This window comes from Blautia sp. HCP3S3_C12 (genome assembly GCF_052064155.1).
Classification (GTDB): Bacteria; Bacillota; Clostridia; order Lachnospirales; family Lachnospiraceae; genus Blautia_A.
In genome coordinates this window covers 50,381-62,850 of record NZ_JBQHWC010000007.1, presented here as the reverse complement: position 1 = coordinate 62,850, position 12,470 = coordinate 50,381, and the positions used below count along the sequence as shown (strand labels likewise).

Below are 12,470 nucleotides of genomic sequence, written 5' to 3'. Positions count from 1 at the left end.
GGGCCGAAGTTTTTTCTATACTTACTAATTTCACATACGCAAGGGAGGAAATGCAATGGGTACTATCATTGGTGAAGGTATTACTTTTGATGACGTCCTGTTAGTTCCGGCTTATTCAAAAGTAATTCCGAATCAGGTAGATGTCACAACGTACTTAACGAAAAAGATCAAACTGAACATTCCCATGATGAGCGCAGGAATGGATACAGTTACCGAACATCGTATGGCAATTGCCATGGCAAGACAGGGTGGTATTGGTATCATTCACAAAAATATGTCTATCGAGGCACAGGCAGAAGAGGTAGATAAGGTAAAACGTTCTGAGAACGGTGTTATCACAGATCCTTTCTATTTATCCCCTGAGCATACATTGAAAGATGCAGATGAGCTTATGGCAAAATTCCGTATCTCCGGTGTACCGATTACAGAGGGCAGAAAGCTTGTTGGTATCATTACAAACCGAGATCTGAAGTTTGAGACAGATTTTACCAAGAAGATCAAAGAGTGCATGACTTCTGAGGGACTGATCACAGCCAAAGAGGGAATCACTTTGGAAGAGGCAAAGAAAATCCTTGCCAAATCCCGTAAAGAGAAATTACCCATTGTAGATGATGATTTTAATTTAAAAGGCCTGATCACAATCAAGGATATTGAAAAGCAGATCAAGTATCCTCTGGCTGCCAAAGATGAGCAGGGACGTCTGCTCTGCGGTGCAGCAGTAGGAATCACAGCCAATGTACTTGCACGTGTAGATGCGCTGGTGAAGGCATGTGTAGATGTAATTGTAATTGATTCTGCACATGGTCATTCAGAGAATATTCTGAAGGCTGTCCGTGAAATTAAAGCTGCATATCCGGATCTTCAGGTAATTGCAGGTAATGTAGCTACAGGAGCAGCTACCAAGGCTCTGATCGATGCAGGCGTAGATGCAGTTAAGGTTGGTATCGGACCTGGATCTATTTGTACCACACGTGTGGTTGCAGGTATTGGCGTACCACAGGTTACTGCAGTAATGGATTGTTATGAGGTTGCTAATCGTTATGGAATCCCGATCATTGCAGACGGTGGTATCAAATATTCCGGAGACGTTACCAAGGCAATTGCAGCTGGTGCAAATGTATGTATGATGGGAAGTATTTTCGCAGGATGCGATGAGAGCCCGGGAACTTTTGAACTGTATCAGGGACGTAAATATAAAGTATACCGTGGTATGGGATCTATTGCTGCTATGGAGAACGGCAGTAAAGATCGTTATTTCCAGGAAAATGCAAAGAAGCTTGTTCCGGAAGGCGTAGAGGGACGTGTTGCATATAAAGGACATGTAGAGGATACTGTATTCCAGCTCATGGGTGGTCTTCGCTCAGGTATGGGATATTGTGGCGCAGAGAATATTGAGACTCTTAAGACTACAGGTAGGTTTATCAAGATTTCCGCTGCTTCTCTGAAGGAATCTCATCCACATGATATTCATATCACCAAAGAAGCTCCAAACTATAGTGTAGATGATAAATAAATAATGAATGATACCCCGGAGATCTTGTGAATCTGCCGGGGTATTTTTGTGGAATTACCGGCTTTGATAGTGAAAAGAAAAGAATTCAATGATATAATAGAAAAAACGAATTCCAGGAAATGGGTGGCAGAGAAAAGCTATGATACAAAAGAATCGGAGCGGTAGAAAAAGTACCGGATCTGTAAAAACAAAGAGAAAATCAGTTTCAAAATCAAAAACCAGTGCTGCACACAGAAAAACATCTGCCGGGAAATCAAGAAAAAACAGCAGAGTTCGACAGAGAAATCTGAGGATGCTGCTAATCTGCATTATCCTGATGGTGGGAGTAAGTATAGGATGCTGGTATGGAATAAATAATATGCAGGAGAGAGAAAGAAAAGAGCAGGAGGTACTTCTGGAGCAGGAAAATTCAGGAAGCGGTCCTGAGCAGTGGCAGAAAGAAGGGGCTCCCTATATTGATGTGGAGCTGCTGACTCCCAATGAATACTCCAGACCGCAGATTCCCATTGAAAGCGTAAAATATATTGCAATTCACTATACTGCGAACCCAGGGGCAACAGCAATGGCCAACAGAAATTATTTTGAGAATCTGGCAAATACACATGAGACAAAGGTAAGCAGTCACTTTGTCATTGGCCTTGATGGTGAGGTGGTACAGTGCATTCCTACATCGGAGATGTCTTATGCGACAAATTCCCGTAATGTGGATACCGTATCGATTGAGTGCTGTCACCAGGATGAAACAGGAAAATTCAATGATGCAACCTATGATTCGGCTGTAAAACTGACAGCATGGTTATGTGTGCGATTCGGACTTACTTCTGAAAACGTGATCCGCCACTATGATGTGACAGGAAAGAACTGTCCCAAATATTATGTGGAGAATCCGGATGCATGGATTCAGATGAAGGCCGATATTGCTTCTCAGATTGAGGTTGACTATAAATTAAAGAATACTCAGTAATGGTATATCCTATTGTTTTTGAAAAAAAGCAGGAAACAAAAAAATTGCCTTGAAATCTGCAAAGAAGTATTGTACTATAATAACAGTGTGTGAGTTTCACAACAGTACCTGCATGACTGGCGGAAGTAGGATTACCTACAGGGAGTGCAGTGTGTATATGAGCCGACCGCCTGGGCAGCCTGGAAATTATTCAATGAATAAATAGGTTTCCCAGGCTTTTTTAACCTTATTTTTAACGAAAAGGAGAAAAATTATGGAAATGTTATCACTGGAAAAAGAACTGAAAGAGAATTCCTATCCTGGCAGAGGAATTGTGATCGGACGTTCCGCAGACGGTAAGAAAGCAGTGACAGCTTATTTCATCATGGGCAGAAGCGAGAACAGCAGAAACAGAGTATTTGTAGAGGATGGTGAGGGAATCCGGACCCAGGCATTTGACCCGTCCAAGCTTACAGATCCAAGCCTGATCATTTATGCACCTGTACGTGTACTGGGAAACAAAACAATTGTAACTAACGGAGATCAGACAGATACCATTTATGAGGGAATGGATCATCAGCTTACTTTTGAGCAGTCTTTAAGAAGCAGAGAATTCGAGCCAGACGGTCCAAACTATACACCTCGTATTTCCGGTGTTATGCATGTAGAGAACGGAAAATTCAACTATGCAATGTCAATTCTCAAGAGCAACAACGGAAATCCGGATGCATGTAACAGATACACATTTGCATACGAGAATGCCATTGCAGGAGAGGGACATTTTATCCACACTTATAAATGCGATGGAAATCCACTTCCAAGCTTTGAAGGCGAACCGAAACTGGTAGCAATTCCGGATAATATGGATGAGTTTGCAGAACTTCTCTGGAACAGCCTGAACGAAGATAACAAAGTATCTTTGTTTGTAAGATATATTGATATTGAGACAGGTAAGTACGAAAGCAAGATCATTAATAAGAATAAATAAAACAGGGCAGATATGATAATGGAGGATTTATATAATGAAAGAATTCGAATTAAAATATGGCTGTAACCCAAATCAGAAACCTGCAAAAATTTATATGGCAGACGGATCAGAACTTCCGGTGAAGATTCTTTCCGGAAGACCGGGATATATCAATTTCCTGGATGCCTTTAACGGCTGGCAGCTGGTATCAAACCTGAAAAAAGCTACAGGACTTCCTGCTGCAACCTCTTTTAAACATGTATCTCCTGCAGGTGCTGCTGTAGGACTTCCACTGACAGAGACTCTGGCAAAGATCTACTGGGTAAATGATATGGACTGGAAGAATTTTTCACCATTAGCATGTGCTTATGCAAGAGCCCGCGGTGCTGACAGAATGTCCTCTTTTGGTGATTTCATTTCTCTTTCTGATGTGTGCGATAAAGATACAGCACTTCTGATCAAGAGAGAGGTATCTGATGGTGTTATTGCACCTGGATACACAGAGGAAGCACTGGAGATCCTGAAGCAGAAGAAAAAAGGAAACTACAATGTAATCCAGATCGATGAGAACTTTGTACCGGCTCCGCTGGAACACAAAGAAGTATTTGGTGTAACTTTTGAGCAGGGACGTCAGGAGCTTGAAATCGATGATGCAATGCTCTCCAATATTGTGACAGAGAATAAAGAGCTTACAGAGGAAGCAAAACGTGATATGAAGATTTCTCTGATCATTCTGAAATATACACAGTCCAACTCTGTATGTTTTGTAAAAGATGGACAGGCTATCGGTGTTGGTGCAGGTCAGCAGTCCCGTGTACACTGTACAAGACTTGCAGGACAGAAAGCTGACAACTGGTTCCTTCGTCAGTGTCCGAAGGTGCTGAATCTGCCATTTAAAGATACAATTTCCCGTGCAGAGCGTGACAATGCCATTGATGTTTATATCGGGGATGAATATATGGATGTACTTGCTGACGGTATGTGGGAGAAAACTTTCACAGAGAAACCGGAAGTATTTACAAAGGAAGAGAAACGTGCATGGCTGGATCAGATGACAGATGTTACACTGGGATCTGATGCATTCTTCCCATTTAGTGATAATATTGAACGTGCGCATAAGAGTGGTGTGAAGTATATTGCTGAGCCGGGCGGATCTGTGCGTGATGATGCTGTGATCGAGACCTGTAATAAGTATGGAATGGTGATGAGCTTTACTGGTATCAGATTGTTCCATCACTAAATTCTTGATATGGGGACACGCAGGACATTATATGTTTTTGCCCGCGGTTTCGGAGCCTAAGAAAAACTAAGCGCCAGGAAATCTGCTAAAAACATGTAAAAAAATTTCAAACTCGCCGCAAATGCGGCTCAGACAGTGAAATTTTTTTACATAACGCAGATTTCCTGGCGCTAACTTTTTCTAAGACCCCTGCAAATGCGTGCAAAAACATATAATGTCCTGCGCTGGTTATTGATTTAACCGAATCAAGCAAGTACCCTGCTTCAATTGCGAATATCCGCTTGAATCAGTGATATTGGCTATAGATGTTATTCGCAGATATGGAATTGCTATAGTTATGGAAAGTTAATAGAAGGGGATGAAAAAAGCATCAGCCTTAGCTGATGCTTTAAGAGCGATAGACGGGGCTCGAACCCGCGGTCTCGACCTTGGCAAGGTCGCGCGTTACCAACTACGCCACTATCGCATTTATGATGTCGTTTGAGTGATTACCTCAGCGACAAAATATATGATACTATATACAGTGGAGTTTGTCAAATGTTTTTTTTTCTTTATTTTGAAATTTTATGAAGATTCCGTGAAGGATGGGGTGGAAAATTGCAAATTGGGAGGGGGTGTGCTATGATAGGACAGACGGAGAGAGACGATAAAGGAGTTGAGGCTCAGTTTATGAAGAAAAAAATTTTAGTATTATTAGTTTGTAGTATGCTTACTTTACCAACAACAGTTTCTGCGGATATTCTGGATTATGAGGGGACAGTTAATGCTTATAAGCAGGATAATAAGACACTGCAGACCTTTGAGATTGATAATGGAAGTGGAGAGAAGGTAACTGCAGTTGCCAAGTCAGATAAGGTTTCTGTTTCTGCAAAGGCGACTTATATACGTTCTATGCCAGGGAAAAACGGAAAGAAGCTTGCAAGAGTGTATCTTGGTACCGGTGTAGAGAGAGTGGCCGTATGTGATAATGGCTGGAGTAAAGTGACTTATGAGAAAAAGAGTAAAAAGGGTACGGAAAAGATCAGTGGCTATGTGCCCACAAAACATATCAATGATAGTGATCAGGTTGCTCAGGCAAGGGGAACTTTTACAGCACTGAAGGACAGTGATATTCTGGATTATCCGGGAAAGAAGGATGGACAGATAGTAGGTGAGGTCATTCAGGAGGATGAAGTGAAGCGCCTGGCTACAGTGAACGGCATCTGGAGTCAGATTTACTATAAAAAAGAGAATGGAAAAAGAGGCATTGGATATATTCCAACCAGTGTTCTGGAGAATACAGCAGCAGAGGAGAATACGGAAGAGTCAAAGGTCGCTAAAGTAGACGGCGAAGAAGCTGGAACGATTCATAAGAGTGAGGGCAAAGGCGTTTTTGCAGAGGCTGTGGATGGTGTAACTGCTTCAAAGGGAGAGTCTGTGGATGGAGTGAAGGTGGGAACTCCGGTAGCTGTGTCTTCAGATGCGTCACTGGTTCCGCTGGGAACCTTTAAGATTACTCATTATTGTCCCTGCAGTATTTGTTGTGGCCCTTGGGCAAATGGCATTACTTCTACAGGGGTGACTGCTACGACAAACCGTACGATTGCGGTGGACCCTACACAGATTCCATATGGATCTAAGGTTGTGATCAATGGACAGGTTTATGTTGCAGAGGACTGTGGTGGTGCGATTAAACATAATTGTATAGATATTTATGTTGCTACCCATCAGGAAGGGGAGGACAAAGGGGTATATTATACAGATGTTTATTTGTTAAAGTAGAAAATAAGAAAGAATTTAACCGAATCAAGTAGCAAAGCGGATTGCGAATATCCGCTTGACCTGAAAATAAAAATCCGGGAGAATCTGGAAATGATCTGTTATATCTGTGATCATTTCAGAAGTTCTTCCGGATTTTTTGAAATTATCTTTTATGCGTTTTGTAATGCCTGTTCAATATCAGCAATAATGTCATCCACATTTTCAATACCAACAGAGAGACGGATCATTCCCGGTGATACGCCGGCTTCTGCAAGCTGCTCATCGTTCATCTGACGATGAGTATGGCTTGCCGGATGCAGGATCATGGTTTTAGATGCTGCTACGTGAGTTGCGATGGTGGCAAGCTTTAAGCTGTCCATAAAGCGGACTGCAGCTTCTCGACCGCCTGTCAGTTCAAAGGAGATAACGCCGCAGGTTCTGCCTTCGTGCATGTATTTTTGAGCAAGTGCATAGTATTTGTCATCAGGAAGTCCTGCATAGTTTACGTGAGATACTTTCTCATGGGCATTCAGGAATTCTGCAATCTTCTGTGCATTATAGCAGTGACGTTCTACACGAAGAGGAAGAGTTTCCAGTCCCAGGTTTAACAGGAAGCAGTTTGCAGGAGACGGGATAGAGCCAAGGTCACGCATCAGCTGAGAGGTTGCCTTTGTGATATAAGCCTTCTTTCCAAACTGTTTAGTATAAATAACACCATGATAAGATTCATCCGGTTCAGTCAGTCCGTGATATTTGTGGCCATAGGCATCCCAGTCAAAGTTACCGCTGTCAACGATAGCACCGCCAACCTGTACAGCATGTCCGTCCATATATTTGGTTGTGGAATGGGTAACGATATCAGCGCCCCATTCAAAAGGACGGCAGTTTACAGGTGTAGCAAAGGTGTTGTCTACAATAAGCGGAACTTCATGCTCGTGAGCAACCTTTGCGAATTTTTCAATATCCAGAATTACCAGAGCCGGGTTTGCGATGGTTTCTGCGAAAAGTACTTTTGTGTTCGGACGGAAGGCAGCTGCGATTTCTTCAGAGCTTGCATCGGTGTCAACGAAAGTGCAGTCAATGCCAAGCTTCTTGAAAGTAACAGCCAGGAGGTTGAAGGTTCCTCCGTAAATGGTGGAGGCTGCTACCACATGATCTCCAGCTTCACAGATATTGAAAACTGCGTAAAAATTAGCTGCCTGTCCGGAAGAAGTAAGGATTGCAGCAACACCACCCTCCAGATCTGCAATTTTTGCTGCTACAGCATCATTTGTGGGATTTTGCAGACGGGTATAGAAATAACCCTCTGCCTTCAGATCGAAAAGCTGTCCCATTTCATCAGTAGTATCATACTTGTATGTTGTACTCTGACAGATTGGAAGTGCACAAGGTTCACCCTTTGATGGGGTGTAACCGGAATGGAGACATTTAGTCTCTAATTTTAAGTCACTCATGAGTTTGATTCCTTTCTTTATGCGTAAGTTGCTCCAGTAAATTATGTATTAATATGGGAAAATCAGATAATATGATGGGATATTGATACAAAATTTCATGATAGCAGTAAGAAAATTATACCGCCGAAAACCAGATAAGACAATAAAAAGACAATAAAAAATGAAATAAAAAAATGCCCAGAGCCGGAATCGAACCAGCGACACGAGGATTTTCAGTCCTCTGCTCTACCAACTGAGCTATCTGGGCATTTGGTCTGTGATTTGTTGCATCACAGGCCTTATCATAGCATATTGATTGTTTGAATGCAAGTAATTTTTATAATTTTTGCGAAAAAAGAGAAAGTTATAACAAAAATTTACTTTATCTTGCCATAAGGTAGATTTTTTCCATATCTCTCATATTGAGCTGCTTGAAGACTCCGATGGTTCGAGTGTCTTCGAAACTGCATTTGAATGCCAGATCATGAATTTGCTGATCTGTGAGATCCAGACCCAGTTCGTGTAAACTGGTGGGCATTTCTACAGAACGGAAAAAATTTTCCATTGCTACGATTCCTGCAAGGGCTGTTTCTTTATAATCAGTTCCACATGGAATGTCAAATACGTTAGTGGCAAACTGAGCGAAACGTTCAGGATTTACCTCGTAGACATAGCGTGCCCAGCTTCCCCAGATGGCAGCAAGACCTGCACCGTGGGTTACATTGTAGACACCGCCCAGTTCGTGTTCAAGCTGATGACAGGCCCAGTCACCGCCCCCGGTACCGCATCCGGTCAGACCATTGTGGGAGAGACTTCCTGCCCACATGATTTCTGCCCGTGCACTGTAGTTTTCCGGTTCCTTCATAAGGATACGGGCATTATAAATGACCGTCTGCATCAGAGCTTCGCTGATACTATCTGTGATCTCCATAGTTTCAATATTTACAAAATATCGCTCCATAGTGTGCATGAGGATATCCACACATCCACTTTCTGTCTGATATTGTGGAAGTGTATAGGTGAGACGTGGATTTAAGATAGCAAATTTGGGTCTGCAGTAATCAGTCTTTGCACAGCCTCTTTTTTCCTTGGTTTCTTCATTGGTGATAACGCTGGAACTGCTCATTTCACTTCCGGAAGCTGCAATTGTAAGAATGACACCGATGGGCAGACAACCGGTTGGAACAGCCTTTTTCAGACAGAAATCCCAGACATCGTTGTCCGGATTTGCAACACCATAGCCGATAGCCTTGGAAGAGTCAATAACACTTCCACCTCCTACAGCAAGAATAAAGTCCACATTTTCTTTTCTGCATAACTCAATTCCCTCGCGGACTTTGGAGAGATGTGGATTAGGAACCACACCACCCAGAGTGACATATTCAAGGTCTGATTCTCTCAGGTTAGAAGTGATTTCATCGATCAGTCCGGAACGGACAGCACTTTGACCACCGTAATGGATCAGCACTTTTTTTGCACCATATTTCTTCAGCAGGGAACCTGTCTGAAGGTGGGTATCTTTGCCAAAAACAACCTGGGTTGGTGTATAATATTCAAAATTTCTCATGATATGTAAAAGACCTCCTATAGCTTTACAGGTTAACCGAATCAAGTAAGTCCCCTGCGTTGAGTGTAAAACGTAACAGGTAGCAGGTGGGACTTCCTCTTTATATTAAAACAAATAATGGGAAAATAGTCAAAAAATAATAAAATAAAAAAAAATATTTTTGCTACACGGACAAATGTCTTTTTGTGGTTGACACAACGGAAAGAATTGGTTATAATCGTGATAATTACTGAGCTTATAACAAAGGAGGATTACTAAGATGTATTCAATCGACGACGTAGCAAAGACAGACAAGGATATCGCAGATCTGATCCAGGCGGAGCTTGCACGCCAGAATTCCCATATTGAGCTGATTGCTTCAGAGAACTGGGTAAGTAAAGCAGTTATGGCAGCAATGGGAAGCCCTCTTACTAATAAATATGCGGAAGGATATCCGGGGAAGAGATTTTACGGCGGATGTTCCTGCGTGGATGAGGTGGAAGCTCTTGCAATCGAACGTGCGAAAGAATTATTCGGATGTGAATATGCAAATGTACAGCCACACTCCGGAGCACAGGCAAATATGGCAGTCTTTTTTGCAATGCTGCAGCCGGGAGATACTGTAATGGGTATGAATCTGGATCATGGTGGACATCTGACACATGGAAGTCCTGCAAATATGTCCGGAACCTACTTTAAGCCGGTATATTATGGAGTCAATGATGACGGTGTGATCGATTATGAAGAAGTCAGAAGAATCGCCATTGAGAATAAACCAAAGCTGATCGTAGCAGGTGCAAGTGCCTATGCCAGAGTTATTGATTTTAAGAAATTCCGTGAGATTACAGATGAAGTTGGGGCTTATCTGATGGTAGATATGGCTCATATCGCCGGTCTGGTAGCAGGAGGACAGCATCCAAGCCCGATTCCTTATGCAGACGTTGTGACTACAACCACACACAAAACTCTGCGTGGACCAAGAGGCGGCCTGATCTTAAGCAGCGCAGAGAATGCAAAGAAATTTAACTTTAATAAAGCAGTATTTCCGGGAATCCAGGGTGGTCCTCTGATGCACGTGATCGCTGCCAAGGCAGTATGTTTCAAAGAAGCGCTTCAGCCGGAATTTAAGGACTATGCAAAGATGATTGTTGAGAATGCGCAGGCACTTTGCAAAGGACTCCAGAAACGAGGAATTGATATCGTTTCCGGTGGCACAGACAATCATCTGATGCTTGTAGACCTCAGAAGTCTGGGCGTTACAGGCAAGCAGATGGAGAATCTTCTTGATGAAGTAAACATTACCTGCAATAAGAATGCAATTCCAAATGATCCACAGTCTCCATTTGTTACAAGCGGTGTACGTCTCGGAACAGCAGCAGTTACTTCACGAGGCATGAAACCGGAAGATATGGACAAGATCGCAGAAGCAATTGCTATGACCTTAAAAGAAGAAGGCAGCCAGGAAAAGGCAAAGGCAATCGTCAAAGAACTTACAGACAAATATCCTCTGGTTGGATAAATAAATCATACAAAATAATGTATAAAAGTGAAATGCATGGTTCATGAGTGAACAGCACTTCGCTTTTATTTATTATGTCGCTGAAGCGCGAAATTTATTTAACCCGGATAAATTATACAAAAATTATCCAAATAAAATCATGGATTTTTTTCAGGAAACGTAGTATAGTAACAATAGCTGATGATTATACTGAAAAGCAGAACAGGTTAAATGACAGTTGATGATTTATTGGAATTGGTCATAATATTTAATTGCTGTATTCAGAGTGTATATCACAGTGTATTGAGAACAATCACAGAGAGCAGGTGACATAAATTGGAGAAAGTAATAATCATAGGTGCCGGACCTGCAGGAATTTCCGCTGCGCTTTATGCAGTTCGTGGAAATCTGGATCCCCTGGTGATCAATAATGGGATCGGTGCTTTGGAAAAAGCTGAGAAGATAGAGAATTATTACGGGCTGGAACATCCTCTGTCCGGTCAGGAACTATATGATGCAGGAATCGCTCAGGCGAAAGCACTGGGTGTACGAATATTGGATGCACAGGTTCTGGGAGTCGGCGGGTTTGATACCTTTGTGGTAAAGACTACGGAAGGGGATTTCGAGACACAGAGTCTGATACTTGCAACAGGAAGTAAGCGTGCTGCACCAAAGATTCCGGGTGTTAAAGAATTTGAGGGAAAAGGTGTCAGCTACTGTGCAATCTGCGATGCTTTCTTTTACAGAGGCAAGGATGTAGCAGTTCTTGGAAACGGTGATTTCGCCATGCATGAAGCAAAGGAATTGTCCAATACTGCTTCTACAGTAACCATTTATACAAACGGTGAAGAACCGGAATTTACACCTGAAGAAAATATCAGTGTAAACACAATGAAGATCCAGTCTGTAGAGGGCGATGATCTGGTATCCGGAATCCGTCTTGCACCTGATGTACAGGCACAGGAAATAAATGGAGAAGCAGGTCAGCAGATAAATGATTTCTGTCCTGCAGACGGTGTATTTATTGCAATGGGAACTGCAGGCAGTACTGAGATTGCCCGCCAGATGGGAGCTGAACTTACGGAAAAAGGAAACATTAAAGTTAACGAAAATATGGAAACAACCATCCCGGGACTCTATGCGGCAGGTGACTGTACAGGTGGGCTTCTTCAGGTGGCGAAAGCTGTTTATGAAGGTGCACAGGCAGGTATTCATGCAGGAAAGTATGTGAGATCTTTAAAATGATGTTAGAGTCAAAAGAATAAGCAAAGGAGATATGAATTATGGCAAAAGAGATTACAACAGCAAATTTTGAAACAGAAGTATTAAAATCTGAGAAACCGGTTCTTATTGATTTCTGGGCAACATGGTGTGGTCCATGTATGCGTCAGGGTCCGATTGTAGAAGAACTGGCAGAAGAGGGATACGCAGTAGGAAAAGTAGACGTAGATCAGAATATGGCACTTGCACAGCAGTTTCGCGTTGTAAGCATCCCTACACTGATCCTGTTTAAGAATGGGGCAGAAGTGCAGCGTTTTGTAGGTCTTACTTCCAAAGAAGACTTAAAGAATGCACTGGAAGGCTAAAGCT

Annotated in this window: 10 protein-coding genes, 2 tRNA genes and 1 riboswitch; of the genes, 8 read left to right on the top strand and 4 right to left on the bottom strand. The window is 42.4% G+C overall.

Features of this window, described 5'->3' with window-relative positions:
• The first annotated feature begins 55 nt into the window (after positions 1 to 55).
• The 4 genes from guaB (at position 56) to ACTNDS_RS08020 (ending at position 4,663) form a co-directional block, all read left to right on the top strand.
• Positions 56 to 1,513, top strand: a complete 1,458-nt coding sequence (gene guaB, locus ACTNDS_RS08035; RefSeq protein ID WP_441034903.1) for an IMP dehydrogenase — start codon at positions 56 to 58, stop codon at positions 1,511 to 1,513.
• 139 nt (positions 1,514 to 1,652) lie between these two features.
• Positions 1,653 to 2,477: a peptidoglycan recognition protein family protein gene (locus ACTNDS_RS08030; RefSeq protein ID WP_441034901.1), complete on the top strand. Its 825-nt coding sequence runs from the start codon at positions 1,653 to 1,655 to the stop codon at positions 2,475 to 2,477.
• 102 nt (positions 2,478 to 2,579) lie between these two features.
• Positions 2,580 to 2,660: riboswitch (ZMP/ZTP riboswitch) on the top strand.
• 70 nt (positions 2,661 to 2,730) lie between these two features.
• Positions 2,731 to 3,444 carry an IMP cyclohydrolase gene (locus ACTNDS_RS08025; protein WP_173682423.1) on the top strand — a complete coding sequence of 238 codons (714 nt, stop codon included), beginning with the start codon at positions 2,731 to 2,733 and terminating at the stop codon, positions 3,442 to 3,444.
• Between the two features lie 34 nt (positions 3,445 to 3,478).
• Entirely contained in the window at positions 3,479 to 4,663 is a 1,185-nt protein-coding gene (locus ACTNDS_RS08020) for a phosphoribosylaminoimidazolecarboxamide formyltransferase (protein ID WP_019160977.1), read from the top strand.
• Positions 4,664 to 5,056: 393 nt separating this feature from the next.
• Here ACTNDS_RS08020 and ACTNDS_RS08015 read toward each other — a convergent pair.
• Positions 5,057 to 5,129, bottom strand: a tRNA-Gly gene (locus tag ACTNDS_RS08015).
• 155 nt (positions 5,130 to 5,284) lie between these two features.
• Here ACTNDS_RS08015 and ACTNDS_RS08010 point away from each other — a divergent pair.
• Positions 5,285 to 6,424: a 3D domain-containing protein gene (locus ACTNDS_RS08010; protein ID WP_441034892.1), complete on the top strand. Its 1,140-nt coding sequence runs from the start codon at positions 5,285 to 5,287 to the stop codon at positions 6,422 to 6,424.
• A gap of 149 nt (positions 6,425 to 6,573) precedes the next feature.
• Here ACTNDS_RS08010 and ACTNDS_RS08005 read toward each other — a convergent pair whose 3' ends face one another.
• The 3 genes from ACTNDS_RS08005 to ACTNDS_RS07995 form a co-directional block, all read right to left on the bottom strand.
• Entirely contained in the window at positions 6,574 to 7,857 is a 1,284-nt protein-coding gene (locus tag ACTNDS_RS08005; protein ID WP_441034890.1) for an O-acetylhomoserine aminocarboxypropyltransferase/cysteine synthase family protein, read from the bottom strand.
• 174 nt (positions 7,858 to 8,031) lie between these two features.
• Positions 8,032 to 8,104: transfer RNA gene (locus ACTNDS_RS08000), tRNA-Phe, on the bottom strand.
• Between the two features lie 114 nt (positions 8,105 to 8,218).
• A complete protein-coding gene (locus ACTNDS_RS07995) occupies positions 8,219 to 9,403 on the bottom strand; it encodes an iron-containing alcohol dehydrogenase (protein ID WP_303243233.1) in 1,185 nt (394 codons plus the stop codon).
• A 259-nt stretch (positions 9,404 to 9,662) separates the two neighbouring features.
• Here ACTNDS_RS07995 and glyA point away from each other — a divergent pair, with 259 nt between their 5' ends.
• The 3 genes from glyA to trxA all read left to right on the top strand — a co-directional run bounded on the left by glyA (position 9,663) and on the right by trxA (position 12,466).
• Positions 9,663 to 10,901, top strand: coding sequence for a serine hydroxymethyltransferase (gene glyA / locus ACTNDS_RS07990; protein ID WP_441034888.1), 1,239 nt, complete (start codon positions 9,663 to 9,665; stop codon positions 10,899 to 10,901).
• A 315-nt stretch (positions 10,902 to 11,216) separates the two neighbouring features.
• A complete protein-coding gene (locus ACTNDS_RS07985) occupies positions 11,217 to 12,125 on the top strand; it encodes an NAD(P)/FAD-dependent oxidoreductase (RefSeq protein WP_441034886.1) in 909 nt (302 codons plus the stop codon).
• Between the two features lie 38 nt (positions 12,126 to 12,163).
• On the top strand, positions 12,164 to 12,466 hold the full coding sequence (trxA, locus tag ACTNDS_RS07980; RefSeq protein WP_019160983.1) for a thioredoxin: 303 nt from the start codon (positions 12,164 to 12,166) through the stop codon (positions 12,464 to 12,466).
• Positions 12,467 to 12,470 lie beyond the last annotated feature (4 nt).

Excerpts from the sequence above, each read along its gene's own strand:
- guaB (WP_441034903.1), top strand. The coding sequence starts at position 56 with ATGGGTACTATCATTGGTGAAGGTATTACTTTTGATGACGTCCTGTTA.
- ACTNDS_RS08030 (WP_441034901.1), top strand. The coding sequence starts at position 1,653 with ATGATACAAAAGAATCGGAGCGGTAGAAAAAGTACCGGATCTGTAAAA.
- ACTNDS_RS08025 (WP_173682423.1), top strand. The coding sequence starts at position 2,731 with ATGGAAATGTTATCACTGGAAAAAGAACTGAAAGAGAATTCCTATCCT.
- ACTNDS_RS08020 (WP_019160977.1), top strand. The coding sequence starts at position 3,479 with ATGAAAGAATTCGAATTAAAATATGGCTGTAACCCAAATCAGAAACCT.
- ACTNDS_RS08010 (WP_441034892.1), top strand. The coding sequence starts at position 5,285 with ATGATAGGACAGACGGAGAGAGACGATAAAGGAGTTGAGGCTCAGTTT.
- ACTNDS_RS08005 (WP_441034890.1), bottom strand. The coding sequence starts at position 7,857 with ATGAGTGACTTAAAATTAGAGACTAAATGTCTCCATTCCGGTTACACC.
- ACTNDS_RS07995 (WP_303243233.1), bottom strand. The coding sequence starts at position 9,403 with ATGAGAAATTTTGAATATTATACACCAACCCAGGTTGTTTTTGGCAAA.
- glyA (WP_441034888.1), top strand. The coding sequence starts at position 9,663 with ATGTATTCAATCGACGACGTAGCAAAGACAGACAAGGATATCGCAGAT.
- trxA (WP_019160983.1), top strand. The coding sequence starts at position 12,164 with ATGGCAAAAGAGATTACAACAGCAAATTTTGAAACAGAAGTATTAAAA.